23 protein-coding genes and 1 tRNA gene are annotated in these 25,863 nt (G+C 68.9%); 9 read left to right on the forward strand and 15 right to left on the reverse strand.

Annotated elements, in window-relative coordinates; all coding sequences use genetic code 11:
• Window positions 1-71: 71 nt before the first annotated feature.
• A complete protein-coding gene (locus A3AG_RS0110360) occupies window positions 72-2,006 on the reverse strand; it encodes an ATP-binding cassette domain-containing protein (RefSeq protein WP_026164090.1) in 1,935 nt (644 codons plus the stop codon).
• A 351-nt stretch (window positions 2,007-2,357) separates the two neighbouring features.
• Between A3AG_RS0110360 and A3AG_RS0110365 the strand changes: the two genes are divergently transcribed.
• Complete coding sequence (locus A3AG_RS0110365) at window positions 2,358-3,536, forward strand: benzoate/H(+) symporter BenE family transporter (protein WP_035848354.1); 1,179 nt, start codon at window positions 2,358-2,360, stop codon at window positions 3,534-3,536.
• Window positions 3,537-3,556: 20 nt separating this feature from the next.
• On the opposite strand, the gene A3AG_RS0110370 is transcribed toward A3AG_RS0110365, so the two are convergent.
• A complete protein-coding gene (locus A3AG_RS0110370; protein ID WP_018005331.1) occupies window positions 3,557-4,081 on the reverse strand; it encodes an HlyD family secretion protein in 525 nt (174 codons plus the stop codon).
• A gap of 262 nt (window positions 4,082-4,343) precedes the next feature.
• Here A3AG_RS0110370 and A3AG_RS0110375 point away from each other — a divergent pair, with 262 nt between their 5' ends.
• Window positions 4,344-4,676, forward strand: a complete 333-nt coding sequence (locus A3AG_RS0110375; RefSeq protein ID WP_018005332.1) for a DMT family transporter — start codon at window positions 4,344-4,346, stop codon at window positions 4,674-4,676.
• On the opposite strand, the gene A3AG_RS33325 is transcribed toward A3AG_RS0110375, so the two are convergent.
• Together A3AG_RS33325 and A3AG_RS0110380 are read right to left on the reverse strand one after the other, a co-directional pair.
• Window positions 4,624-4,902 carry a DUF2188 domain-containing protein gene (locus tag A3AG_RS33325; RefSeq protein ID WP_018005333.1) on the reverse strand — a complete coding sequence of 93 codons (279 nt, stop codon included), beginning with the start codon at window positions 4,900-4,902 and terminating at the stop codon, window positions 4,624-4,626. The genes A3AG_RS0110375 and A3AG_RS33325 overlap by 53 nt on opposite strands.
• 177 nt (window positions 4,903-5,079) lie before the next feature.
• Window positions 5,080-5,154: transfer RNA gene (locus tag A3AG_RS0110380), tRNA-Arg, on the reverse strand.
• Window positions 5,155-5,471: 317 nt separating this feature from the next.
• On the opposite strand from A3AG_RS0110380, the gene A3AG_RS0110385 reads away from it, so the two are divergent.
• Both A3AG_RS0110385 and A3AG_RS0110390 read left to right on the forward strand, forming a co-directional pair.
• Entirely contained in the window at window positions 5,472-5,765 is a 294-nt protein-coding gene (locus A3AG_RS0110385) for a hypothetical protein (protein WP_026164092.1), read from the forward strand.
• 65 nt (window positions 5,766-5,830) lie between these two features.
• Window positions 5,831-6,607, forward strand: coding sequence for a PP2C family protein-serine/threonine phosphatase (locus A3AG_RS0110390; RefSeq protein ID WP_018005335.1), 777 nt, complete (start codon window positions 5,831-5,833; stop codon window positions 6,605-6,607).
• A gap of 27 nt (window positions 6,608-6,634) precedes the next feature.
• On the opposite strand, the gene A3AG_RS0110395 is transcribed toward A3AG_RS0110390, so the two are convergent.
• From A3AG_RS0110395 to A3AG_RS0110440, 10 genes are all read right to left on the reverse strand, one after another.
• Window positions 6,635-7,966, reverse strand: coding sequence for a sigma-54 interaction domain-containing protein (locus tag A3AG_RS0110395; protein WP_018005336.1), 1,332 nt, complete (start codon window positions 7,964-7,966; stop codon window positions 6,635-6,637).
• Window positions 7,963-11,076: a peptidase domain-containing ABC transporter gene (locus tag A3AG_RS0110400; protein ID WP_018005337.1), complete on the reverse strand. Its 3,114-nt coding sequence runs from the start codon at window positions 11,074-11,076 to the stop codon at window positions 7,963-7,965. Before A3AG_RS0110400 ends, A3AG_RS0110395 begins: the two co-directional genes overlap by 4 nt.
• The gene (locus A3AG_RS0110405; protein ID WP_018005338.1) at window positions 11,057-11,809 is read right to left on the reverse strand and encodes a peptidylprolyl isomerase; all 753 of its coding nucleotides are present in this window, start codon (window positions 11,807-11,809) and stop codon (window positions 11,057-11,059) included. Before A3AG_RS0110405 ends, A3AG_RS0110400 begins: the two co-directional genes overlap by 20 nt.
• 77 nt (window positions 11,810-11,886) lie before the next feature.
• Window positions 11,887-13,269, reverse strand: a complete 1,383-nt coding sequence (locus tag A3AG_RS0110410) for a beta-barrel domain-containing protein (RefSeq protein ID WP_018005339.1) — start codon at window positions 13,267-13,269, stop codon at window positions 11,887-11,889.
• Window positions 13,266-15,992, reverse strand: a complete 2,727-nt coding sequence (locus A3AG_RS0110415) for an FHA domain-containing protein (RefSeq protein ID WP_018005340.1) — start codon at window positions 15,990-15,992, stop codon at window positions 13,266-13,268. Before A3AG_RS0110415 ends, A3AG_RS0110410 begins: the two co-directional genes overlap by 4 nt.
• A gap of 228 nt (window positions 15,993-16,220) precedes the next feature.
• Entirely contained in the window at window positions 16,221-17,684 is a 1,464-nt protein-coding gene (locus A3AG_RS0110420; protein ID WP_035848343.1) for an efflux transporter outer membrane subunit, read from the reverse strand.
• Between the two features lie 183 nt (window positions 17,685-17,867).
• Window positions 17,868-18,137, reverse strand: a complete 270-nt coding sequence (locus tag A3AG_RS0110425; RefSeq protein WP_018005342.1) for a hypothetical protein — start codon at window positions 18,135-18,137, stop codon at window positions 17,868-17,870.
• A gap of 56 nt (window positions 18,138-18,193) precedes the next feature.
• Entirely contained in the window at window positions 18,194-18,463 is a 270-nt protein-coding gene (locus tag A3AG_RS0110430) for a hypothetical protein (RefSeq protein ID WP_018005343.1), read from the reverse strand.
• A gap of 340 nt (window positions 18,464-18,803) precedes the next feature.
• Window positions 18,804-19,232, reverse strand: a complete 429-nt coding sequence (locus tag A3AG_RS0110435) for a DUF4399 domain-containing protein (protein ID WP_018005344.1) — start codon at window positions 19,230-19,232, stop codon at window positions 18,804-18,806.
• A 58-nt stretch (window positions 19,233-19,290) separates the two neighbouring features.
• Window positions 19,291-19,716, reverse strand: a complete 426-nt coding sequence (locus tag A3AG_RS0110440) for a DUF4399 domain-containing protein (RefSeq protein ID WP_018005345.1) — start codon at window positions 19,714-19,716, stop codon at window positions 19,291-19,293.
• A gap of 422 nt (window positions 19,717-20,138) precedes the next feature.
• Between A3AG_RS0110440 and A3AG_RS0110445 the strand changes: the two genes are divergently transcribed.
• On the forward strand, window positions 20,139-21,251 hold the full coding sequence (locus tag A3AG_RS0110445; RefSeq protein WP_370866987.1) for a formylglycine-generating enzyme family protein: 1,113 nt from the start codon (window positions 20,139-20,141) through the stop codon (window positions 21,249-21,251).
• Window positions 21,252-21,299: 48 nt separating this feature from the next.
• Here the strand turns inward: A3AG_RS0110445 and A3AG_RS0110450 are convergent, their stop codons facing one another.
• Window positions 21,300-23,384: a serine/threonine protein kinase gene (locus A3AG_RS0110450; protein WP_018005347.1), complete on the reverse strand. Its 2,085-nt coding sequence runs from the start codon at window positions 23,382-23,384 to the stop codon at window positions 21,300-21,302.
• Window positions 23,385-23,792: 408 nt separating this feature from the next.
• Between A3AG_RS0110450 and A3AG_RS0110455 the strand changes: the two genes are divergently transcribed.
• The 4 genes from A3AG_RS0110455 to A3AG_RS0110470 all read left to right on the forward strand — a co-directional run bounded on the left by A3AG_RS0110455 (window position 23,793) and on the right by A3AG_RS0110470 (window position 25,098).
• Entirely contained in the window at window positions 23,793-24,062 is a 270-nt protein-coding gene (locus A3AG_RS0110455; protein ID WP_018005348.1) for a hypothetical protein, read from the forward strand.
• 56 nt (window positions 24,063-24,118) lie between these two features.
• Window positions 24,119-24,388: a hypothetical protein gene (locus A3AG_RS0110460; protein WP_018005349.1), complete on the forward strand. Its 270-nt coding sequence runs from the start codon at window positions 24,119-24,121 to the stop codon at window positions 24,386-24,388.
• A 90-nt stretch (window positions 24,389-24,478) separates the two neighbouring features.
• Complete coding sequence (locus tag A3AG_RS0110465; protein ID WP_018005350.1) at window positions 24,479-24,751, forward strand: hypothetical protein; 273 nt, start codon at window positions 24,479-24,481, stop codon at window positions 24,749-24,751.
• 104 nt (window positions 24,752-24,855) lie between these two features.
• A complete protein-coding gene (locus A3AG_RS0110470; protein ID WP_018005351.1) occupies window positions 24,856-25,098 on the forward strand; it encodes a hypothetical protein in 243 nt (80 codons plus the stop codon).
• Window positions 25,099-25,863 lie beyond the last annotated feature (765 nt).

The following is a 25,863-nucleotide window of genomic DNA, read 5'->3' on the forward strand; positions in this document are numbered from 1 at the left end:
GCCCATGCCCACTGTGCGCTCCCTCTCCCGCAGGCGGAAGAAGGGAGCAAACCGGCAGTATGCGAGAGCCCTCAGGCGCTTTCGCCCTTCGACTTCGCCTCCAGCACTTCCCAGCGCTCCAGCGCTTCCAGCAGTTCCATCTCGATCTCGTCGTGCCGCGTGCCCAGCTGCGCGGCCTTGGCCGCATCGCTGACATAAAGCGAGCCGTCCGCCAGCTGCGCCGAAATCGTTTTCTGCTCGGTCTCCAGCGCTGCGATGCGCTCGGGCAGCCCATCCAGCTCCCGCTGTTCCTTGTACGACAGCTTGACCGTCCGATTGGCCCCGCGCGCCTCGCGCGACTCCTTGCCCCGGGCCGGCTCCGCCACCTTCTGCTCCACCGGCTTGCGCGCAGCCTGCAGCGCCGCGCTGCGCGCCGACTGCTCGACCCAGTCGGAATACCCGCCCACCGATTCGCGCCAGACCCCATCGCCTTCGGCGGCCAGCGTCGAGGTCACCACGTTGTCGAGGAAGGCACGGTCGTGCGACACCAGGAACACGGTGCCGCCGTAGTCCTGCAGCAGTTCCTCCAGCAGTTCCAAGGTATCGATATCGAGATCGTTGGTGGGCTCGTCCAGCACCAGCACATTGGCCGGCCGCGCGAACAGCCGCGCCAGCAGCAGCCGGTTGCGCTCCCCGCCCGACAGCGACTTGACCGGCGAGCGCGCGCGCTCGGGCGCGAACAGGAAGTCGCCCAGGTAGCTCATCACGTGCTTGCGCTGGCCGTTGACCTCGACCCAGTCGCTGCCCGGGCTGATGGTGTCGGCCAGCGACTTCTCCAGGTCCAGCGCGGTGCGCATCTGGTCGAAGTACGCCACCTGCAGGTTGCTGCCGTTGCGCACGGTGCCGCTGTCCGGCGCCAGTTCGCCCAGGATCAGGCGCAGCAGCGTGGTCTTGCCGGCGCCGTTGGGCCCGATCAGGCCGACCTTGTCGCCGCGCATGATGGTGGCGGTGAAGTCGCGCACCACCACCTTGTCGCCGTAAGCCTTGCTCACGTCGGTCAGCTCGGCCACGATCTTGCCGGAGCGGTCGGCCTGCGACACCTCAAGCCTGACGTTGCCCTGCACCTCGCGGCGCGCGGCGCGCTCGTTGCGCATCGCCACCAGCCGCTGGATGCGCGACACGCTGCGGGTGCGGCGCGCTTCCACGCCCTTGCGGATCCACACTTCTTCCTGCGCCAGCAGCTTGTCGAACTTGGCCTGCTCGACCTGCTCGGCGGCCAGCATCTCGGCCTTGCGCGCCTGGTAGGCGGCGAAGTTGCCGGGGAAGGACACCAGCCGCCCGCGATCCAGTTCGACGATGCGCGTGGCGACGCGATCGAGGAAGGCGCGGTCGTGGGTGATCAGCAGCACGCTGCCGCGGAACTGCAGCAGCAGGTCTTCCAGCCAGCGGATCGCTTCCACGTCGAGGTGGTTGGTGGGCTCGTCCAGCAGCAGGATGTCGGGCTCCGCCACCAGCGCCTGCGCCAGCGCCACGCGCTTCTGCAGGCCGCCCGAGAGCGCATCGACGCGCGTATGCGAATCCAGCCCCAGCCGGGCCAGCGTGGTTTCCACGCGGGTGCGCAGCTGCCAGGCGCCGGCGGCATCGAGCTCGGACTGCAGCCGGTGCAGCTCGGCCAGCGCCGCTTCGTCGTCGTGGTGCTCGGCAACGCGGTCGGCGGCGGCCTCGTAGCGCACCAGCAGGTCGTGCGCGTCGCCCATGCCCTGCGACACCGCGTCGAACACGGTGATGCCGGGCGCGAACTGCGGCTCCTGCGGCACGTAGGCGCTGGTCACGCCGCTCTGGCGGGCGATCAGCCCGTCATCCGGCGCCGCCAGCCCCGCCACGATCTTCAGCAGCGAGGACTTGCCCGAGCCGTTGCGCCCGATCAGCCCCACGCGCTCGCCGGCCTCCAGCGAAAAGTCGGTGTGGTCGAGCAGGGCCACGTGCCCGAAGGCAAGCTGGGCATCGGTAATGGAAAACAGGGCCATGGGAAGGAAGGCGAGACAGCGAGGAAAGAAGGGACGGGCCGGCAGCTCGGGTGCCTGGCGGCAGCCCGCATTGTAGACGACCGGCAGCGGCAGCTGGCCGTGCAAGTGGCCGGGCAAAAAGAAGGGCCCGCGCACTGCGGGCCCAAGAGTCTCTCCTCGGTGCCCTGCTCGCAAGGCACGGATTCAGCATAACAACGGGCCGCGGCCCGCTCCAGTCGGACAAGTCCGTAAGGGAAAGCCCCGTCAACGTCGGTTTCCGCGACAAGGCCACGCCGCGCGTGGCCAAATTGGTACGGCCAAGGCACTCATGCGAAGATGGCGGCCGTACCCAAGTGCCTGCTGCCCGTCCCCATGACCACCGCCTCCCTCAAATTCTCCGATCTGTCCGTGTCGGCGCTTGTCGCCGGGCTGGTCGCCACGCTCACCGGCTACACCAGTTCGCTGGTGCTGATGATCCAGGCGGGGCACGCGGCCCACCTGACCGATGCGCAGATCTCGTCGTGGATCTGGGCGCTGTCGATCGGCATGGGGATCACTACCATCGGCCTGTCGCTGGCGTTGCGCGTGCCCATCGTGGTGGCATGGTCCACTCCCGGCGCGGCGCTGCTGATCGCCAGCCTGCCCGGCGTGCCCTATGCCGAGGCCATCGGCGCCTTCCTGCTGGCGGCATTGCTGATGACCGCGGCCGGCATGACCGGCTGGTTCGACAAGCTGATGCGCGCCCTCCCGGCCAGCATTGCCTCGGCGCTGCTGGCCGGCATCCTGTTCCGCATCAGCGTGGACGTGTTCGTGCAGGCGCAGCACCAGACCGTGCTGCTGCTGGCGATGTTCGCCGCCTTCCTGCTGGGGCGGCGGCTGTGGCCGGCCTATGCGGTGCCGGGGGTGCTGCTGGCCGGCGTGGTGGTGGCGGGCGCGCTGGGGCAACTCGATTTCTCGGGCGTGCGGCTGGAACTGGCGGTGCCGGTGTGGACCACGCCGGTGTTCTCGATGCCGGCCTTCATCAGCCTGGCCATTCCGCTGTTCATCGTCGCGCTGGCGTCGCAGAACATTCCCGGGCTGGCGGTGCTGCAGGCCGATGGCTACCACGTGCCGGCCTCGCGCCTGATCACCGTCACCGGGCTGGCCTCGGCCGCGCTGGCGCCGCTCGGCTCGCACGGCATCAACCTGGCCGCCATTACCGCGGCGATCTGCACCGGCCCACAGGCCGATCCCGACCGCCATCGCCGCTATACCGCGGCGGTGGTCTGCGGCATCGGCTACCTGGTCGCGGGCACGCTCGCCGCCAGTATCGCCGCGCTGTTCGCCGCCTTCCCGCAGGCGCTGGTAGTGGGCGTGACCGCGTTCGCGCTGCTGGGCTCGATCGCCAACGGCCTGACCGTCGCCATGCAGGTCCCGGCCGAGCGCGAAGCCGCCCTGCTGACCTTCATGATCACGGCCTCGGGCATGACCCTGGCGGGCATCGGCTCGGCGTTCTGGGGCGTGGTGGGCGGCATGCTCGCCTACCACGTGCTGCGCCGCCGGTCAGCCTGACGGCGGGCCTGGCGCGAAGGCTACAGCAGCAGGAAGGCCAGGTCCGACAGGCCGATGTCCTCGGGCGGCACGCCCTTGCGGCGCTGGAACAGGATGTGCTGCAGCACGCGGTCGCGGTCCGCGGCAAAGGTTTGCGGATCCAGCCGCAGCGCCACGCGCGCGTAGTGCTCGGCCAGCAGCCGGTAGACCCGGTGCCGCACCCGCAGCATCTCGCTGTCGGCATGCAGCCGGCTCATCGCGCTGGTGTGCGCTTCCTCGAGCTGGCGCATGCTCACCACCACACGGGCATGCATGCCGCGGTAGCGGTCGATCTCCGCATGGGCCTTGCGCAGTTCTTCACGCAGCGCGCGCACGTCCTGCATCAGCTTCAGGTTGTGCTGGACGCCGCGCTGCAGGCGCGCGGCCTCTTCCAGCGCCTGGTCCGCCGCGGCAATGGTGTCCTGCCATGGATTCGCGTCCGGCGCGCTGGCCGGGGCCGGTGCCGGTGACCCCGAGGTTGCCGACGATGCCGGCACGGCCGCGCCGTCGATGCCAGTGTGCTGCATACCGCTCCCCTATCCCCGTGCCCGCCGCCGGCATCGCCAATCTCGCGCCGGCCTGGTCAGGCAAAACTACCGCGACTGCCTCGACGACCCTGTTGCCGCGGGCCAGCGTGCACCCGCTTGTTGTGGTTCTGATCGCCACATTCAACCCGCGCTTGCCGCCGCGCACAACCACCGCGAGGGAGGGACGCGGCTTTGGCGCAACATGCGCGGGACGCTAAGATGCCGGCTCAGGCCCATTGCCGGCCAGCCTCCTGTGCATGCCATGAACGGATATCTGCTTCTCGCCCTCGCCATCGTCGCCGAGGTCATCGCCACCAGCAGCCTGAAAGCCTCGCAGGGCTTTACCCGGCTGCTGCCCAGCGTGCTGGTGGTCACCGGCTACGTCGCCGCCTTCTATCTGCTGATGCTGGTGATGCGCACGGTCCCGGTCGGCATCGCCTATGCGATCTGGAGCGGCGCCGGCATCGTGCTGGTCTCGCTGATCGCGGTGGTGTTGTACCGGCAGGTGCCGGACCTGGCGGCGTGCGTCGGCATCGGGCTGATCATTGCCGGGGTGGCGGTGATCCAGCTGTTTTCGCGGACGAGCGCGCATTGACGAGCCTCACGCGCGGATCCTTCCCATCCTTGCCAAAGGAAATGCGCCGGCCGACGCGGCCATCGCGCGTGTGGACGACCAGGTCGACGCGCGCCTGCTCGGCCTTCGCCGTGCCGGCCGCGATAGCCGCTTCCCGGCTGGGAAAAAGCAGACGGCCCTCGCTGCCGCACGCGCGTTCCACCACCCACTGAAGTCCCTCGATCCGCAAAACGTGAACGTCCGACATGGCTGCTCCAAAACTGACGCAGTGAGTATCGGCAGTCGGCCCGCTGGTCGGTATCGGATTTTGTCCGACAAGGCGGATTTGCAACGGCGGAGGACGAGATGGGGCAGACGGTAATGCTGCTGAAGAAGCCTGGAATGATGCGGGGAAGGACTTTGGCATAAGGTTGCCAAATGTCTGTGGTCCCGCCGACAGGAATCGAACCTGTATCTAGCGCTTAGGAGGCGCTCGTTCTATCCATTGAACTACGGCGAGGGACAGGACTGCCAGGACCGGTAAGCCGCGGGCGCGGTGATCCTGGAGACGGGCGGGAGTATATCAAAATCCGCACGCCCGCGGCCCGGCGCCGCCCCGGTGGTGGGTGCTGACCGACACCGGCATGCGTGGAGTGTCGGCACGCATCCAACGCTGCGGCGGCGGCTGCAAGTGGCGGCTGGTCCTCGCCCGGCCTGAAACCGGCGTCAGGCATGGGGCGCCGGCCCGCGCCGGTCCGGTACACCGCGGTGGCACGCCGCTTGCTCAACCAGCCGTACCGCCCCCGGCGCATCGCCGCCTTCCACCGGAGTCCGCATATGGCCACCCTCTCGATCCATGACCTCGCCAGCTGCCACGAACTGGCTCCCGCCGCCATGGCATGCGTACGCGGCGCGGGCGGACAGTGGGTGTTCGGCTGGATCCGCCCGTTCGTGCCGTCGTCGCCGGCGCCGCTCGGCACGGTGATCAACTTTTACGAGATCAACTACAGCTTCTATGCTGATCAGATAAACAACCAGTTCCAGAACATCGATATCCGCAACAACGCGCCGAACGCCAACATCAATGTCCGGGGCGACCAGGGTGCCAGGAACGACGGCCGGCTGGTCTGATCCGGGCGTACCTGGACGCCCGCCGGCGCTGGCGTGGATGGTTGCGGATCGCAGCGGAGACCAGCTTGGGTTTCGACTCGCATTTCCGGTGGACCTCGGCGGCGTGCACCGACGTCGGGCGCGTGCGCGAGCGCAATGAGGACGCCTGCCTCGACCTGCCCGGGCAGCAACTGTGGGCCGTGGCCGACGGCATGGGCGGCCATGCCGTGGGGGATTTCGCCAGCCAGGCGGTGGTGCGGGCGCTGGCGGCGCTGCCGCCGCAGGCACGGCTGGAAGACCGGATCGACGCCACGCGCGCGGCCTTGCAGGGCGTGAACCTGGCGCTGGTCGACGAGGCCGCGCGCCTGGGGGTGCGCTGCATCGGCAGCACGGTGGTGGTGCTGCTGGCGGGCGACAGCCGCTGTGCCTGCCTGTGGGCCGGGGACAGCCGCCTGTACCGGCTGCGCGGCGGCGAGCTGGCGCGCCTCACGCGCGACCACAACCAGGTCGAGCGCCTGCTCGCGCGCGGCCTGATCACGCCGGAGCAGGCGCGCCACCATCCCGCGCAGAACACCATCACGCGCGCGGTCGGCGCGGCGCCGACGCTGGCGCCGGAGCAGCTGCTGACCGACGTCGCCGACGGCGACGTCTACCTGTTGTGCAGCGACGGCCTGAGCAATGAAGTCGACGACGACGCGATCGCCGCGGTGCTGGCGCAGCAGGACGTGGCACAGGCCGCGCTGACGCTGGTGCAGAAGGCACTCGATGCCGGCGGGCGCGACAATATTTCGGTGGTGGTGCTGCGCGCGGCCGACCCTTGCGGCACGGATCGCACCCTGGTCAACCCCGAGCTCGACACCTGAGGCCTGACGCCTGAAACCCGCCCCGCCCTAGCCCTTGCCGGCTTCGGCCTGCCGGCTGGCGCGAAAATCCTTGGAGTGGATGCCGTGCTTCTTCAGCAGCATCTGCAAGTGCGAGCGGTTCATGTCGAAGCGCCGCGCCAGTTCGGCGACCGTGCCGCCCACCTCCTGCAGTCCGCGCTCGAGGAAGGCGCGCTCGGCTTCGTCGCTGGCGGCGCGCTTGGCTTCGCTGAGCGAGGTTGCCATGGCGATGTCGGCGCCGGACGCGCCGGCGCCGACCACCGCCAGCGCGGCGGGTTTCGGCCGGATGTCCTGCGGCAGGTGCGGCAGGTCGGCGGTGTCGCCCGCCAGGCAGCTCAGCCGGTACAGCAGGTTGCGCAACTCGCGGATATTGCCGGGGTAGTCGTAGTGCAGCAGGAAGTCGCGTAGCCGCGGCGTCAGCCGCACCGGCGCGCGCCGCAGCATGCCGGCGGCCTCGTCGCTGAAGTACGACACCAGCAACGGGATCTCGTCGCGCCGCTCGCGCAGCGCCGGCAGGCTGACATGGATCACGCTCAGGCGGTAGAACAGGTCCTCGCGGAAGGTGCCGGCCTGGCTCATGCGGCGCAGGTCCTTGTTGGTCGCCGCGACGATGCGCGCATCGACCGAGATGATCTCGTCGGAGCCGACGCGCTGGATCTCGTGCGCCTCGAGCACGCGCAGCAGCTTGACCTGCCCGGTCAGCGGCAACTCGCCGATCTCGTCCAGGAAGATGGTGCCGGTATGCGCGCTCTCGAACTTGCCGCGCCGGTCGTTGCTGGCGCCGGTGAAGGCGCCCTTCTTGTGGCCGAACAGCTCGGATTCGAGCAGGCTGTCGGGAATGGCACCGCAGTTGACCGAGATGAAGGGCTTGTCGGTGCGCGCGCCGTTGGCGTGGATCACCTTGGCCATCAGTTCCTTGCCGGTGCCGCTTTCGCCGTCGATCAGCACCGGCAGGTCGGTCGGCGCGGCCTTCTCGGCAATCTCCAGCGCTTCGAGCAGCCTGGGGTTGTCGCCGAAGGTACCCTCGAAGATAAAGCTGCGCTCCATCAGCGCCTGGCGGCGCTCGCGCGGCAGCCGTTCGACTTCCTGCTGCGGCGGCGCGGCGTCGGCCGCGACCTGCGCGGATGCCGCGGCCTGCACGAAGCGCTCCTTGTGCGACAGCCCCATGACCTCGTCGCGCAGCGTGGTGGCCTGCTTGAGCAGCTTCTCGATCTCGGGCCGGTCCAGCTTCGACGCCCAGCGCAGCGTCGAGCGCAGGATCTCGATCTTTTCGATCAGCCCGGCGAACGACACCGGCGAAGTCGCCGAGGCGGGGGTGGCACCCTGGTTGTATAGCTTCATGCGGCACTCAGTTGCTTCTGCACCAGTTGGAAATACATGCCCTTGCGCTCCAGCAGCTCCTCGTGCCGGCCCTGCTCGACGATGGCGCCCTCGTACAGCACCAGAATCTTGTCGGCCTGCATGATGGTGCTGAGCCGGTGCGCGATGATGACCGCGGTGCGCCCGCGCAGGATCTCCTGCATATTGGCCAGGATGTTGCTCTCGGACTGCGTGTCCAGCGCCGAGGTGGCCTCGTCGAACACCAGCAGGCGCGGGTCGTGGTACAGCGCGCGCGCAATGCACAGCCGCTGGATCTGCCCGCCAGACAGGCCCATGCCGCGCTCGCCGACGACCTGCTCGTAGCCCAGCGGCAGCTTGCTGATAAAGGCATGCGCGTCGGCCATGCGCGCCACCTCCTCGATGCGGCGCCGGTCCGGGCTGTCGTCGCCGCAGGCGATGTTCTCGGCGATGGTGCCGGAGAAGAGCAGGTTGGACTGCATCACGTAGCCGACCTGGGCGCGGTAGAACGCCGCGTCGATCACGTTGACGTCGTAGCCGTCGACCGTCATCGAGCCCTCGGTGGGCTTGTAGAAGCCCACCAGCAGCTTGGCCAGCGTGGTCTTGCCCGAGCCGCTGCGGCCGACGATGGCGACCATCTCGCCGGGCCGGATGGCAAAGCTGATGTTCTCCAGCACATAGGGCGTGTCGTCGCCGCCGTAGCGGAAGTACAGGTCCTTCATCACGATCTCGCCCTGCAGATCGGGCAGCATCACGCGCGACAGCACGTCCTGCGGTTTCTGCTCCGGTTCGAGATCGAGCACGTCGCCGAGCCGCTCCATCGCCACGCCGGCGTCGTTGAGCTGGCCCCACAGCGCCACCAGCCCCATCAGCGGCGCCAGCACGCTGCCCATGAAGGCGTTGAAGGCGATCAGCTGGCCGATGGTCAGCTCGCGCTCCAGCACCAGCGTCGCGCCCACCCACAGCACCGCGATGGTGGTGGCGGCATTGAGCAGCTGGCTCGCCAGCCCCACCAGGATATGGAATTGCTGCGCCTTGTACTGCGACTCCAGCGCCTTGGTGTACTTGCGCTCCCAGCGCAGCCGCACCGGGCGCTCGATGCCCATGCCCTTGACGGTTTCGGCGCCGCCCAGCGTTTCCATCAGGTAGGCCTTGGCATCGGTCGAGCTCGCGAACACGTCGCGCGCATAGGCCTTGACCCGCGGCGTCACCACCACCGTCAGCGCGGCGATCGGGATCACGAAGGCGATCAGCAGCAGCGTCAGCTTGACGTTGTAGAGAAACATGATGGTGAAGTAGATAAACACCATCAGCAGGTTCAGCGCCGTGGTCACCGTCGATTCGGTCAGGAAGGCGCGGATGGTCTGGTTCTCCTGGAAGCGCGCGAAGATGTCGCCGGTCTTGCGCTTGGCGAAGAACGACAGCGGCAGCGACAGCGTGTGCCGGAAGAAGTGCGACATCATGGCGAAATCCATGTTGCGCACCATGAAATTGGCCAGGTAGGCGCGGATCGTCGACATCAGCTGCGAGAACACGCTCGAGATGATCAGCCCCGCGATCAGCAGGTGCAGCAGCCCGACGTTCTGGTGCACCACCACGCCGTCAAGGATGTTCTGGATGATCAGCGGCGGCACGACCCCCAGCATCTGGATCACGAAGGTCGCCAGGAACAGGTGCGCCAGGATCTTCTTGTACGGCGCCAGGTAGCCGATGAAGCGCAGCCACGGCGAGCGCTGCACCGACAGCTGGGTCATGCTCTCGCCCGGCGTGAACAGCAGGCAGGTGCCGCTCCAGCCGCGCTCGAATTCCTCGGCGCTCATCTTGCGGAATCCGATCGCGGGATCGGCGACCCAGACCCAGCGCGACGAGATGCCGTACACCACCACGTAGTGGTAGCCCTCCCAATGGACGATGAACGGCAGCTCGAAACCCATCAGCGAATCGCGCGTGCATTGCACCCCGCGCGTGGTGAAGCCCAGCGTTTCCCCCGCCCGCGCCAGGCTGTCGAGCGTGGCGCCCTGCGTGGTCACGTTGGCCAGCTCGCGCAGCTTGCCCAGCGTCATCGGGATGCCGTAGTGCCGGCAGATCATCGCCAGGCACGCCGCGCCGCAATCCATTTCCTCGGCCTGCTCGACCAGCGCGAAGCGGCGGATCAGCTTCTCGCCCAGTTCGGGCCGCGAGGCCAGGTCGAGCAGCACCGGACGCTTGCGCCGCTCGGCCAGTTTCTTTTGCCGGTGCAGCTCGCGGTCCAGCACCCGGATGCGCTCCTCCAGCACCTCGCGCAGGCGCGGATTGCGCTCCAGGATCAGCTGCACGGTCTTCTCGGGAATCACCAGCAGGCGCACGTCGGTCTCGGCAATGGCCGAGGCCAGCTGCTCCTGCCGCAGCACGCAGGCGCGCTCGCCGAAGATATCGCCCTGGCCCAGCGTCGCCAGCGGAAACTCGCTGCCCTCTTCGCTGCGCACGATGCGCACCGTGCCCTGGCGCACCACGTACAGGCGCCGGTCCTCGCGACCGTCCTGCTTGAGGATCTCCCGGCCGGCCGCGACGCGCTTGACGCCAACGCTGCGCACCGCGTCCTCGAGCTCTTGCTTGTCGAGCTTGCCGCGCAGGTCGAACAGCCGCGCGACAAAGCCGCCGGCCGAGCTGATCGCGACGTAGCTGGTGATAAAGGCCAGCGCCGCAGGATTGCCCGCCACCACGGCCTCGCTGACGCTGCGCGGGATCATCAGCAACTCGGTCTTGCCCGAGGCGCGCACCGACGACTCGTGCCGGTATTCGCGCAGCAGCGCAAGATCGGCAAAGACCTCGCCGGTCTTGCGCACCCCCATGCTGATTTCCTTGCCGTGCTCCTCGTTGAACACGCGCACCGAGCCGGACTTGACGATAAACAGGCCCGGCGCGGTGTCGCCGGCATTGCAGACGGTATCGCCAAAGCCGAAGCTCAGCACCTGCGCGGCGTCGGCCAGGCGCGCCAGTTCTTCCGGCGTCAGTACCGACAGGATCTCGACCGACGCAAGGAAAGCCGCCAGCGCCGGGCCCGCCTCCTGCGGCTGCGGCGCGGCGGTGGCGGCGTCGGCCGGACCGGCCTCGCTAGCGGGCTTCGATGACATGTTCCTGCGCCCTGGCCATCAGCCAGTCCTCACGCAGCAGGCGGCGCACTTCGACCGCGACCTCGCTGTCGAGCGTGGCCGGGTGCTTGGCGCGCACCAGGAAGACCTCGAAGAACGATCGGTCGGCGGCCGGGAACGGACCCAGCAGGTCGCCCGGCTCGGCGTTGAAGACCTTGGCCTCGATCTCGGTCTTGAGCGAGCCGCGCAGCACCTTGCCGATCTCGCCGCCGCGCTCGCGCGTGTCGGCAATCGAGTGCTCGCGCGCCATCTCGGCAAAGGCGTCGGGGTCGTCCTGCAGGTAGGAGATCAGCTCCCTGGCCTTGCCCTCGCTGTCGACCACGATATGGCTGACCTCGATGCTGTCGAAGCGCGGCGAGTTCAGCGCAAAGTATTCCTGCACCGCCGCATCGCTGCACACCTGCGCCATCATCCGCTCCTGGTACAGGCTGTCGGTGATGAAGGCCTCGAACTCGTCCAGGCTGACGTTGAGCGCATCCAGGTAGTGGTTCATGTCGGCGGCGCGGTGCAGGCCCTGCACGCGGCGGAACTGGTCGGCGCGTTCCTGGATCTCTTCCGGCGTGACCACCAGCCCCTGCCGCCTGGCGGCGTGCACGGTCAGCTTGTCGCGCACGATCTGCTCGACCAGCCCTTCGAACTGCCCGGTCAGCTTGAGCAGGCGCACGAATTCCTCGACCCCGAGCACCTCGTCGTCGATACGCACGATGCCAGTCATATTCCCGACTCCTTTGGCGGCCCGGCGCGGCGGCGCGCCCGTCTGCCCAGATACTGTTGGTGTGTGCCGCCGCGGCGCTAGCCGGCCACCTCGCGGAACGGGTCGAGCCCGAGATCGATCAGGCGCCGTTCGCGCACCACGATCTCCGCGGTGGCGGTCATGCCATAGCGCAGCGGATACTTGCTGTCGGCCACGGTGTAATAGTCGCGCGCCAGGCGCACGCGGCCCTCGTAGACCGGCTGCTTGTCAGGCCCGCCCGGCTTGGTCGCGGGCGAGATGAATTCCAGCGTGCCGTCGATGATTCCGTAACGCTGGTACGGAAACGCATTGAACTTGAGCTTGACCGGCAGCCCCTCGCGCAGGAAGGCGCGGTCGCGCTCGGCGATCACGATCTTCACCACCGGTCGCGCATCCTTGGGCGCGATGCCGCCCAGCGGCGTATTGGCCTGCACCTTGTCGCCGCGCTGGGTCGAGGTGACGTCGGTGATCACGCCCGACACCGGCGCAAGGATCAGCAGGAAATTGTCCTTGTCGATGTTCTCGAAGCGGATGCGCGCGGCGGCGTCCGCCACCAGGCGGGCGGTCTGCACCTGCAGGCGCAGCTTGTCCTCGGTATTGGCGATCTCGCGCAGGGCCGCGTCATACTGCACGCGGAGGCCGGCGAGGTCCTGGCCGCTGCTTTCCAGCTCGGAGCTGGCCTGGGTCAGCTCGCGACCCAGGCGCGCCTCCAGTTCGGTCAGTCGAGACTGCGCCACGCGCAGGTTGTTGTCCGCGTCCTGCGCCGCGGCGCGCTTGGCGTCGACCTGCGATTGCGACACCCCACCGCCACCGGGCAGCGCCAGCAGGCGCGCATAGCGGTCCTGCTCCTGGCGCGCGAACTCGCGCGCGCGCCGCGCATTCTCCAGGTTGCTGCGCGCTTCCTGCAGCTGGGCGCGCTGCTGCTCGGCCAGCCGCGTGGTGCCTTCGGCGATGCGGGTCTCGTGCTGGCGCGTAGCCACGTCGATCTGCTGCTTGAGCGCTGCCGCGCGGCGCTCCATCAGCGCCTTCTTGTCGGGGAACTGCTTCCACTCGCGCTCGGAGTCTTCCAGCTTGAGCTGGGCCTCCAGCGCGTTGGCGGCGGCCTCGATCGCGCCACGCGCATTCAGGCGCGCCAGCACATCGTCCTTGGACACGGGCTGCCCTTCGGCCACGTACAGGTCGGCCAGCTCGCCGTCCACCGGCGCATAGAAGCGCCGCACCTCGGACTCCGGCGCCAGCGTACCCTGCGCGGTGACGATGACATCGGCGTGGCCGACGAACGACCAGACCAGCCCGCACAACACCAGGGCGAAGGTGGTGACGATGGTCAGCAGGCCCAGGCGCGACGGCTCGGCGCTGAGCAGGCCGATGCCTTCGGCGCCGTGGTCTTCCAGCGCCTCGGCCAGGGGTTTCAGGCCGGCGTGGCGGGCATCGTCCTTCATGGCTTCCCCACTGGCGCCGGTGGCGCGGCCGGGGCCGGGGCCGGGGCCGCAGCCGCGACGGACGCCGGCGCCTTGCCGGTGTCTTCACCGCCGATCAGCTCGAGCTTGGCCTTGAGCACGGCGGGGTCGAGCACCGTGCCCAGTTCGCGCAGCGCGTGCCGCTGCTGCTCGGCCTCGGCGCGGATCTCCTGCTCGACCTTGGCGAGCTGCGCCAGGTCGGCGCTTTCGCCGGCACGCAGTTGCGTGAAGATGCGCATGCCCTGGCGCGCGTCGTCCTGCGCCTGCGACAGCAGCCGTGCCTGCGCCCGGAACTTCGGCGAGATGCCGGGCTCGAGCCGCTGCTCGCCGCCGATCACGCCGTTGGCGCGATACTGCTTCCAGGCCGCGAGCGCGCTCGCCATCAGCTCGCGCGCGCGACGCAGGGCACTGTCGCGCACGCCGTTGACATCGGCCTCGACCGCCCTGGCGAAATAGCCGTCTTCCTCGGCCTCGAGCATGGCGTAGAAATCCAGCAGGCGATCCTCGTAGCCACGGCTGCCGCGCGCGGACTGCAGCGCGGCGTACTGCGCCGCGACCTTCTGCTTGTGCGCCAGGTCGCGCGCCAGGTCGTCGGCCCACGGCCCGCCGCGGATCTGACCGAGCGCGGCTAGCGCGGCGGTGCTGTCGCCCTGCCGCCACGCCCTGGCCGCACTGGCATACGCGCGCGCCACCTCCGGCGGCGGCAGGCGCGCGCCCAGGCTGGCCAGCTGCGCCTGGAACGGCGGCGTGGCAAAGCGGCTGTCGGCCAGCCGCGCCACCAGCTGCCCCGGCCGGCGCGCGCGCAATGCCTGCAGCAGGCCGGTGTAGCGGTCCAGGTCCGCCTGCAACCGCTCCAGGCCGGCCAGGCGCGGATACTTGTCGCGGTACTCGGCAAGCACCGGCTGCAACGCCTCGGGGCGGTCGCGGCCCAGTTCGGCCGCGATGGTGGCATTGAGCCGGTCGATCGCGGCCAGATAGACCGAGGCGTCGTTCTGCAGCCGGCGCACATCGCTGAGCGCATCGGCATACAGGTCGCGGAACGCCGGCACGTCGGCCGCGATGCGCCCGAGCGCGCGCTGGTGCGCGGCGGTGTCCTGGTTCCAGTACGCCAGCAGCTGGCGCATCGGCGTTTCGTCGGTGTAGAGCCGGATCGGCGCATCGGCGCCGCGCGGCGCGGTGAAGCGCTCGAGCCTGCCGATCCAGTCGAGTTCGGCCACCAGCGGCCGGGCCTCCGCGTTATGCGTGCCGAGCTGACGCAGGCGCGCCAGCACGGCATCGGCGCCGGCCATGTCGCCGCCCCTGAGCCTGGCGGCAAAATCGGGCACATAGGCACGCAACAGGGCCTCGGTGCCGATGGCCTGGACTTCGATATCGTCGGGATGTCGTGCCAGGTAGCTGTCGGCCGCCTGCGCCGCGCCCGCGTGGTCGCCCGCGGCAAAGCGCGACTGCACCGCGCGCTCCGGCGCGCCACGCCAGTAGAGCGCGGCGCCCGCCGCCAGCACTAGCAGCAGCAAGGCGCCGCCCCAGCGCGCCGTGCGCCGCGCACGCCCCGGCTGGTCCAGTCCGAACAGCCGGACCGCTTCCGCCAGCAGCAGCGCGGCACGGCCGCGCGCACGGTGGCCCCCCCGCGCGCCGTCGCCGGCAGCGGTGGCCGCCGCGGCCTGGGCCTCGGCCTCGGTGTTGACCTCGTCCTCCTGATGGGCGGCGTAGTCGACGCAGAAGATGTCGAGGAAGGAATCGGGCGCGCCGACAAAGGTGGTGCGGTCGCCGTCGTCGCGGGCGGGCGGCGTGGCGGCGGTGGCAGCCACGGCGGCAGGCGATGCGGGCGTGCCGGGCTGGTCAGGCGTGCCGGGCGTGTCTGTTGCGTCAGGTGTGTCTGGTGGCTGCAGCAGCGAACGCGTTGCCGTGGCATCGCCGGCCCCCTCGTACCGCACCTGCGCCTGGTAGACAAAGTGGTTGCCGCCGAACGCGATCAGGTCGCCATCGTCGAGCGGCACGCCGTGGTCGGCCAGGCGCTTGCCGTTGACGAAGGTGCCATTGGTGCTGCCGAGATCCTCGACGAAGGGGATGCCGCCCTTGAGGTACACATGCGCATGGCGCCGCGACAGGTAGTTGACCTGGTGCGGATAGCTGTCGCGAAAGCGCGCGAAGGCATCGTCGCCCTTGCTGATCAGGTACGGGAACTGCTCGATGTGCAGCGGCTGCAGCCCGACGTCATGGCGTTCCGGCACCAGCGTCAGCGCCACGCGCGGCGGCTCCGGCTGCGGCGCGCGCGGCGACAGCCGCACCCGGAACGACAGCGCCGGCCCGAACGCGACTTCATCGCCATCGCCGAGCCGCGCCGGCTGGCGCGCCACGGCCGTGCCGTTGACACGCGTGCCGTTCTTGCTGCCGAGGTCCGCCACGTAGACCGCGCCATGCTCGGCAAAGATGCGCGCATGGCGCCGCGACAGCGGCGCAGCCAGCGCTTCGGGGTAGGCAGCGAACGGCAGCTCGCTGCGGCCGACCGCGAACAGCGCTTCGTCGATGCGGATCTCGCCGAGCTCGGGGCGCGCCACCGGCGTCAGGAAGACATCGAATTCCTGCGCCACATGCGACGCCACGTCTTGCGGCACGTCCTTTGCCGCATGCTGCGCGAGTTCCCGTGCGGATCCCTGGGCCATTTTCACCGGCATTTCCATGATCAGTGCTTCGTCAGGAGCCATGTTTCCAGCGAGCCAACAGCGCGGCTGCCGCGGCGGCAGGCCAGGGGGGATGAAGCGACTAAGAACATAGTAGGCGACCGCCTAGGCTAGTCAATCGGCCACGGCAGGCGTGGTTGGGGTGGCAGCGGCATCGGGTCGAAGCCAGCGGCCGGCGCGCGCACGGGCGTTGCGCAACGCGTTGCTTGCGCCGGCATCACCCTGGCGCGGGGGCGGCATCGCCGGCACCACTTACTGCGGCGGATTCAGCGCGGTGTTGCGCACATCCGCCTCGGGCCAGCCCCCGCCGAGCGCCTTGTAGAGCGTGATGGTGTCGCCCAGGATTTGTTGGTGGACCGCCAACAACTGCAGTTGCGCGGCCAGCAGCGAGCGCTCGGTTTCGAACACTTCGAGCTGCGAGACCACGCCTTCCTTGAGCTGCGCCTCGATCTGCGTGGACACCACGCGCAGCTGTTCTACCTGCTGCTGCAGTTCGATGCGCTGCTTCTTGTGGGCGTCGACGTTGACCAGCGCGGTCTCGACTTCCTCGAACGCGGTCATCACGGTGCGGCCATATTCGTTTTCCGCCACGCCCACCTGCGCCTCGGTGGTCTTGACCCGCGCACGCACGTTCGGGTCCAGCATCGGCAGGTTGATGCTCGGCATGAAGCCGAAGGTGAAGGACTTGAGCAGGTCGCTCAAGGCGAAGCTGGCGGTGCCGCCGCGCGCGGTCAGGCTGATGCTGGGCAGCTGCGCCAGGCGCGCCTGGCCGACGATGTTGTAGGCGGCCAGCACGCGGTACTCCGCCGCCACCACGTCCGGGCGCCGCGCCAGCAGCTGCGACGGCAGCCCCGCCGGCACCGCGGGCGGCTGCACGCGGTCCTGCAGGCGCCCGGCCGGCACCTTGAGATTGCCGGCAGGCACGCCTACCAGCGTCGCCAGCGCGTTCTCCGCCACATCGCGCGAACGGCGCAGCTCGAGCAGGTCCTTGTTCAGGCGATTGATTTCGGCCTGCTGCTGCATCACGCGGATCTTCGGCACCAGCCCGTTCTGGTACATGGCCTGGTAGGTGGACAGGATCTGCTGGTTCTTGGCCACGGTGCGCGCCTGCTGCTCGATCTGCTCGTCGAACTGCAGGATCTGGAAGTACGTGGTCGAGACGTTGGCCACCAGCGTCAGGTAGCCGGCGCGCCAGTCGGCCTCGGTGGCACGGAACTCGGCGGTCTGCGCCTGCACGCCCTTCTCGACCTTGCCCCAGATATCGATGTCCCAGTTCAGCTGGGCGCCGGCGCTATAGGTCCAGGTGGATTTCTGCCCGGTGCTTTTTTCGAAGCTCGCGCCCGCGCCGACGTCGATCACCGGCAGCCCGCCGGCGCGGGCCTCGCCGATCTGCGCCCTGGCCACGCGGATGCGCGCCGCCAGCACCTTGATGTCGTAGTTGCCGGCCAGCGCGCGTTCGATCAGCTGGTTCAGGTACGGATCCTTGAAGCCGAGCCACCAGTTGGGCTGCACCGCTTCGGCCGGCGCTACCGTGATCGATTCCTGGCGCGACCATTCCGCCTTGGCGGGCGTTTCGGGGCGCTGGTACACCGGCGGGCGGAAATCGGCGCATCCCGCCAGCAGCGCCAGGCCGGCCGCCAGCGCGGCAAGCCAGGCAGCACGGCGCGGCGCGCGGATCACCGCAAGCGCGGACGGGGCAAGGGGCAATGCGGGCACGATGTCTTCCTGCGTGCGACGGCGGTGGTCGGCAAGGCGGTACCGGTTCGCCGGTCCAGCGGGGCCACCGCGTCTGTCTGTATTGTGGTGCGCGCGGGCGCGCGCTCCAACCCCGATCAGCACGGGGCCGGCAAAAGCGCCGCGGGGACGCCCCCGCGGCGCGGCGCCATCTCAACCATCCTCTCAACGATAGATATTGTTGCTGGCGTTCTGGTTGGTATCCACGTGCGAGCGGACATGGTCGAGGAAGGCCGAGCCATTGCCGTTCAGGTTGGTCACGGACTGCATCTGCGCGATCTCCTGCCGCGCGTTGATGCTGCCGTCAAAGGCGAGCTTGATCGGCGCATACACCGCGGCGAAGGGCAGGTACGAGGTGCCGCCGCGCACGGCGTGCATGCGCTTGCGGTCGAGGGTTGCGGCGGCGGACAGGTCCTGGATGGTCAGCGTGGTCATGATGGTCTCCGGTATCGGTNGTCAGTGTGCGGGTTCGGNNNGNNCGGNNGNNNNGCTCAGCCGNAGATGTTGTTGGTGGCGNTCTGGTTGGTGNGCACGTNNGACTTGACGTGGTCCAGGAAGGCCGAGCCGTTGCCGTTCAGGTTGGTCACGGACTGCATCTGCGCGATCTCCTGCACGGCGGTGATGCTCTTGTCGAACGACAGGTTCAGCGGCTGGAACACGGCCACGTACGGCATCAGCGCGCGGCCGCCGCGCACGGCGTGCATGCGCTTGCTGTCGAGGGTTGCGGCGGTGGTCAGGTCGGTGAGGGTCAGCTTGGTCATGATGGTCTCCGGGTAGAGGAAGGTATTGCCTTGGGCTTGGGTTCGAGCATCGGTAGGTGTCGCGCTCGGGAGGGACAAACGCAGGGACTGTGCCAGCGCCCCGGTGATGCCTGGCCGGAGGGCGGAAGTGCCTGTAAACACGGGGTTTTTCGCTGCCGGCGCGCGGCCGGGGAGGCGCGCGGGCGGGATCAAGGCGGAGTGTGGTGGCGGGACGCCGCCAACAGAACCGGGGATGCGTGTTGGGAGCGGGCCAACTAGCGTACCCGGCTGGTGGGCTCAGCCAGTGGACCCGGCTGGCGGGGCAAGTGGCGGGTTGCTCCCCTGCCCGCGTGCAGCGGAGCTACTTCACGTAGATCGTGATCCGCTTCGAATACACCGGCGGGTTGGTCGGTATGTGCTTGTCGTCGCCCATCAGCAGTTGCAGGGTGTGCTTGCCCGGCGCCAGCTCGACCATGGTCTCGGTCTCGCCCGCGCCGAAATGCAGATGGTTGCGGTCGTTGGGAATCTCCTTGTCCATCGGCGGCAGCTCGACGTCGATCAGCAGGTGATGGTGCCCGGTATTGGGAAACTTCACGTCCTTGGGCGCCACCCCCATGTTGCGCAGCCCGAACCACACCTTGAACGGCTTGCCGGCGGGCAAGGTCTGCCCGTCATTGGGCCAGCCGATGTACAGATAGGCATTGGGCGGCGCAGCCGTGGGGCCGCCCTGCACCCACGCGGACAGCAACAGGCTGACGGCGAAGACAGCCGCGGCAAGTAGTCGGGACATGGCGCTCTCCCTGTTTGTTGATCGGCCTCCGCCGGCATGCGCGGCGTACGCCGCGTCGCTATTTCACCGTGATCGTGATCTTCTTCGAATAGATCGGCGGCTCGAACGGGACATGCTTGGCGTCGCCCATCAGCAATTGCAGCGTGTGCTTGCCTGGCGGCAGTTCGATGCGCGCATCGGTCTCGCCCGCGCCGAAGTGCAGGTGGTTCTTGTCCGAGGGGATTTCCTTGTCGAGCGGCGGCAGCTCGGTATCGATCAGCAGGTGATGATGCCCGCAGCGCGGCGATTCGACGCCCTTGGGGCATACGCCCATATTCCGCAGGCCCATGCGCACCCAGAACTTGCCGCCGCCGATGACGGCGCCGTCGTACGGCCAGATGATATAAGCCTCGGCATTGGGCGGAGCTGCCGTCGGCAACGACAGCGTGGGCGCGGCAGCCAGCGCGGTGGCCGCCAGCAGGCGCAGCAGGAATCGTCTGGACATACGCGTCGCCTCCCCGAGATCTATCCCGAAACCCGATCACGTTGTCCCGAAAGCCCCTTGTTGTTGCTTGTTGGTCAGCGCTCGGCGATTCGTCATTCAGGTTAGAACGCAAGCGCGGAAAAGGCGACCCCGGCGTGCGGCGGCGGCCTCGCAATGCTCCGCCGCATCCACACGCGCTGTGCTATCTTGAAGCAAGCCGGTCGACGTCCTGGCCATACCCCAATGTGCCCAGCGCATGCCGGCGGCTACGGCATGCAATGGAATCGCGGCGGCTCCAGCGAGGTGTGAAGATGTGGCGCAACCTACCAGTCGTACGCGTGGCTGCGATGATTCCGATGGCCGCCACGGCAGCGCTGCTCGCCACGGCAATGCCCGCCGCGGCCGGCGAATCGGCGCAGGCCCCGCCACTGCTGGCCGGCATCATGCCGAAGAACACCGACGAGCAGTATGAGCTGAGCTTCTGGGAATCGATCAAGAACAGCAACTACGCCGCCGACTACGAGGCCTATCTGAAGCAGTACCCCAACGGCCGATTCGCGGGACTGGCCAAAGCGCGGCTCGAGCGCCTGGCAGGCAGCGCCCCCGCGCCCAAGGCGCAGGCGCCCGCGCCGCCGCCGCGTGCCGGCGCCACCGCCAGCGGACAAGCCGCGCGCGCCCCGGCGCCTGCCACGGCTTCGGCGCCCCCCGCCAAGGCTGCACCGGCCGCGCCCGCGGCCGCGCGTCCTTCAGCGCCCGCACCTGCGCCCACACCTGCGCCAGCGCCAGCGGCGCCGCGCGCCGGCAGCGCCGGCGACGGCGTGGTCAGTACCACGCTGCGCACCGCCGAGATTCGCGATTGTCCGGCCTGCCCGGCGCTGGTCACGGTGCCGGCCGGCAGCTTCACCATGGGCAGCAGCGCCAGCGACCCCGCCGAAAAACCGCCGCATCAGGTCTCGATCGCTCAGCCCTTTGCCATCGGCCGCTATGAAGTCACGGTCGAGCAATGGAACGCCTGTGCCGACGCCGGCGGCTGCCAGCGCATTCCCACCGTCGCCGACAGCGCCAAGAACGCGCCGGTCCGCGACGTCAGCTGGGACGACGCGCAGCAGTACGTGGCCTGGCTCAGCAAGACCACCGGCAAGAGCTACCGGCTGCCCACCGAGGCGGAATGGGAATACGCGGCGCGCGGCGGCAGTGCCACCGCCTACTGGTGGGGCGACCAGATGCGCAAGGGCAATGCCAACTGCAAGGACTGCGGCGATCCGTGGAACCAGGATGCGCCGGTGCCGGTGGGCTCGTTCGCGGCCAACCCCTACGGCCTGCATGACGTCAACGGCAGCGTCTGGGAATGGGTGGCCGATTGCTGGCACAGCTCCTACAAGGGCGCGCCCACCGACGGCCGCGCATGGAACGAGAACGCCTGCGGGGCGCGCGTCATCCGCGGCGGCTCGTGGCGCGAAGGCGCCAGCTACATGGTGTCGTCGACGCGCTTCAAGTACAGCCCGAGCGTGCGGCAGTCGCAGAACGGCTTCCGCGTGGCGCGCGACATGAAGTAGCACGCCGCGGCGGCGCGAAGCGCAAGCTGGGGCGGGTGGCCGACGCCGTCAGCGTGCGCGCGTGGAAATCTGCACCAGGTCCGCGCTGATGCGGTCGCGGCCATACGTGCGCGCCATTTGCGCCAGCGGTTTTTCCAGCGCCCGCAAATAATCCTGGCGCGACTCCACCTCGGCACGGCGCGCCGCGAACAGCGGCGCCGGCGTGGTCAGCAGCACCACCAGTTCGTTGCCGAAGGGCGCCGAGACGATCCAGTCGCCGCTGTCCCCGATCGTGGCGTGATATGCCGGCGGCGCCTGGTGGGCCGGTATGCGCTGGCTCGGCACCATGTGCGCCACCTTGCCGTCGGCGGCGAAGTAATCGACATAAACGTAGGAATCCTGCGCCGGCGTGCGCAGGTCGAGCACCATCGGCGCGCCCTCGGTCAGTTGCGTGCCCTTGCCGCGCAGCTGTAGCGACGACGCCGTCGCGCCCTGCCGGTGGCCCGACCAGTACGGCGCGATCATCGTGGCCACCTCGCATTTGTCGGCGGCCAGCGGCTGGGCGTCGACCACCACCTCGCGCAGCGCCTTGGCTCCCGGCAAGCCGCTGAGCTGTTCGCGCAGGCGCGCGGCACCCACGCTTTCCGCCAGGTAGCCGCGCACGTGCAGGGTCTGGTCCTGCCGCGCGCCGGCAAGCAGCGAGCACGGCACCGCGGCCAGCAGCTTGCCGACCTCGGCCATCGACAACTCCGCCGCAGCGGCCGGCGCAGGCGCTGGCGGCTTCGGCACGGGTGCGGCGGGCGGTTCCGCAGCCGGCGCCGCAGCGCTGACCGGCGCGCGCGCGCCGGCGTCCGCGGTCGGGGCCTCGGCCTGGCGCTGCGACTGCCAGGCGAAGTAGCCGAGCGCCGCAACGCCGGCCAGCGCGGTCAGCACGCCGCCCGCCACCAGCGGCGCGGAGCGGCGCGCCGGGCCGCCGAGGGCGGCGGGCGCCGCGCTCATGCCTTGCAGGAAGCGCGCGACCGTCGGCGTGCGCGTCTCGCGGTCCAGCGAAAGTGCTTCGCGCAGGGTCTTCCATTGCGTGCGGCCCAGCTGCGGCAGCGGCGCCGGCTTGAGCCCGGCTTCGCGCGCCTGGTTGGCCGAGAGCCGCTGGTAGGGATGCTTGCCGCTCAGCAGTTCGTACGTCACGCAGGCCAGCGCGTAAATATCGTCGCGGGGGTCGGGCTCGCGATGCTCGAACATCTCGGGGCTGGCATAGGCCGGCGTCATGCCGCCCAGCGAACCGGGATCGAATACGGTGCGGTCGGATTCGTCGGCCGGCGGCAGGAAGCCGCGCGCGATGCCGAAGTCGATCACCTTGACCTCGCCGTTGGCGGTCAGGAAGACATTGGCGGGCTTGAAGTCGCAGTGCACGAAGCCGCGCTCGTGCGCATACGCCAGCGCATTGCCCATGCCCTGGATGATGGGCATGGCGCGCGCCATCGGCATGCCGGCAAAGCCCGGGGCCTTGAGCACATGATTGAGCGACGAGCCCGACAGGTACTCCATGGTGAGGAAGACCACCGGCCCGTCGCGGTCGAAGTCGTAGACCGTGACGATGTTCCGGTGCGCCAGCGTCTGCGCCTTGCGCGCCTCGCGCTGCAGCGCCATCAGCGACTTGGGATGGCCGCTGAATTGCAGGTTCAGCACCTTGATGGCGATGTACGGCCGGCGGTCAGAGGCCTCCAGCTTGCGCAGGTCGAGCGCCTTGTAGACCGTGCCCATGCCGCCCACGCCCAGGCATTCCTCCAGCACGAAGCGGCCGTTGAGCGTATCGCCCACACCCTTGGTGGCCGGCGTCTGCGGCAGCGTGCCGGGTTCGGGCGAGGCCGCATACATCGAGCCGGTTTCGGTGCCGGCCAGGCGCGTGGCGTCGGTGGCGCCATCGTACTGGGTGGCGCCGCGGCGCTCGATGCGCCGCATGACTTCGGCATAGACCGCGGGCGGAAACGGAAAGCGCGTGTTTTCCTCGATCACCACCCGTGCCGCCTGGCTAGGCGTGGTGGGGTCTTGCGCCAGGGCCGTTTCGAATGACGCGACGAACTCGTCGTCGGAGAGACCACCGTTCTGGAACTTGCGGATCAGGTCTTTGAGACTGGCCACGGGATGCCCTGACATGGTTGCTGGCAGGGCCTGTCCCACCCTGCGGATACGCCCTCTCCTCGCTGGATACTAGTGCGCACCCAAGGCATGCGCAAACCATGCGAGGACGGCGTGAGGGCGCGCGTCGGCGCGCTTTGCATGCGCGCTTGCCGCGCGCCCGCGGCACTGTCGCGGCGGCACCAACACCAGCGCCGCCGGTGTTGGCCGCGGCCCGTCACACCGGGCTGCCGGGGGCGCCGCGCAGGCCCTGGCAGCGAGCCCGCATCGGCGGCGAAATTCCCTTGTTTTCAGGCACTTGCGCCTGCGCAGCGCGAATGCCCGGGGCCCTGGCACAGTCCCTGCGTTTGTCCCTCCCGAGCGCGACACCAACCCGATGCTCGAATCCCAAACCCAAGGCAATACCTTCCTCTACTGGAGACCATCATGACCACGCTGACCATCAAGGACCTGTCCTCCGCCGCAACCCTCGACAGCAAGCGCATGCACGCCGTGCGCGGCGGCATCGCCTACATGCCGTTCGCCGCTGTCTACAGCCCGGTAAAGCTGTCGCTCGACAAGAGCATCACCGCCGTGCAGGAGATCGCGCAGATGCAGTCCGTGACCAACCTGAACGGCAACGGCTCGGCCTTCCTGGACCACGTCAAGTCNNACGTGCNCACCAACCAGANCGCCACCAACAACATCTNCGGCTGAGCNNNNCNNCCGNNCNNNCCGAACCCGCACACTGACNACCGATACCGGAGACCATCATGACCACGCTGACCATCCAGGACCTGTCCGCCGCCGCAACCCTCGACCGCAAGCGCATGCACGCCGTGCGCGGCGGCACCTCGTACCTGCCCTTCGCCGCCGTCTACATGCCGATCAAGGCCTCGGTCGACAAGAGCATCAGCGCCGTGCAGAGCATCGCGCAGATGCAGTCCGTGACCAACCTGAACGGCAACGGCTCGGCCTTCCTGGACCACGTCAAGTCCGACGTGCACACCAACCAGAACGCCACCAATAACATCTTCGGCTGAAAGCCGATGCGCAACGCGCGCGGAGAGCCTGCCCGACCGCAGCAATCTCCGCGCCAACCGCCACCCACACCGATTCAAAGGAGCACCATCATGTCAACCATCCTCGTGCGCGACCTCGCCCTGAGCAAGGAACTCGACCGTGCCTCGCTGGGCGCCGTACGCGGCGGCAGCTCGTGGCTCAGCCGCGGCGTCGGCGATGTCGGCCCGCTCGCCAATGTCACCGTCAACGTCAACCAGAACATCGCGCAGCTGCAAAGCATCAACGTCAACACGCTCAACAACAGCTTCGTCGGCCCCGGCGCCGGCCCGGTGCGCGTCAACGTCAACCCGTCGCAATGGGCCGGCAACTTCGCCGCCGTCTGAGCGCAGCGCGCGGCGGCCCGCGGGCAGGCTCGCGGGGCCGCCTCGCCTATACTGAAGCGGTCCCGCGGCCGCAAGGCCGTGGTCCCGCTTGACCGGAGACAGCCATGGCAGTGATCGTCATCAAGGATTTGCCCGACAGCATGGATCTCGACCGGCAGGCCATGACCACCATCCTCGGTGGCGGGCGCACCGCCGGCGGCCAGGCATGGCATGGCTTGCGGCGCCCGGGCGCCGTGCGCATCGTCGACTACCCCGGTGGCTTGCCCGGCAAGCGCCAGGTGATGCCGCGCGAGGCACCGCTTGGCCGGCTTCCGCGCAAGTCGGCAGGCAAGGACGCCGGGGGCTGAAGCGACCCGCCGGCCCAAATGAAAAGCCCGCCATCTCTGGCGGGCTTTGGATGCGGACGGGCCCGGACCGCCTGGGTCACGCGGTCAGCAGTTCGGTCATTCTGTATCCATGCAGGCTTCCCATGATTCCGCCCATGACGCGGACGCCCATCCGGACCACCCGGAGAGTCGCAGGAAGACCTGGCGCCTGGAGTCAATGACCGCAGTGCTTGCCGCGAACAGCGGCGCAATGCCGCTGGAGGAGGTCAAGTCGGGAGCGTTTTCGTCCGCCCCGTGCGGGCATCCTGTGTGCTCGCGCCTACAGTATAGGCGGGGCATTTCCGCTTTCAACCAAACGGCCGGCGGCTGCGGCGCAGGTGGCGCAGCGCTGACATATCCGGTTACGTTTTCGCAGTGCAACAAAATTCTGGCACTCTGCTATAATCCGCGCCGTGAGTTTCGCAACTGTGAGATCCGCCAAGCGCCCGGCATGCTGCCGCGGCGAATCCGCTGCCCTCCCAAGCTCTGTTTCCTCGCTGCCGGACGCCTAGTCATCACAAATGGCCCCAGCCGCCCAGCAGAACGCACCGCTCACCTGACGTCGCCTCGTCTCCGATCCTGTTGAACAGCCTGAATTGAGCTGTTTGCCTGCCAGGGACATGGCCGGACCGCCCCGCGGTAACCAGCCACCACCCTGCCTGCCGCCGTACTGCCAGCTGTGTCTGTCGTAACGGCCTCACCGATTGGCGCCGAAGCCTTTTTAAGACTTTGCACTGCGCCCACCCC

The organism is Cupriavidus neocaledonicus (assembly GCF_000372525.1).
Lineage (GTDB): Bacteria > Pseudomonadota > Gammaproteobacteria > Burkholderiales > Burkholderiaceae > Cupriavidus > Cupriavidus neocaledonicus.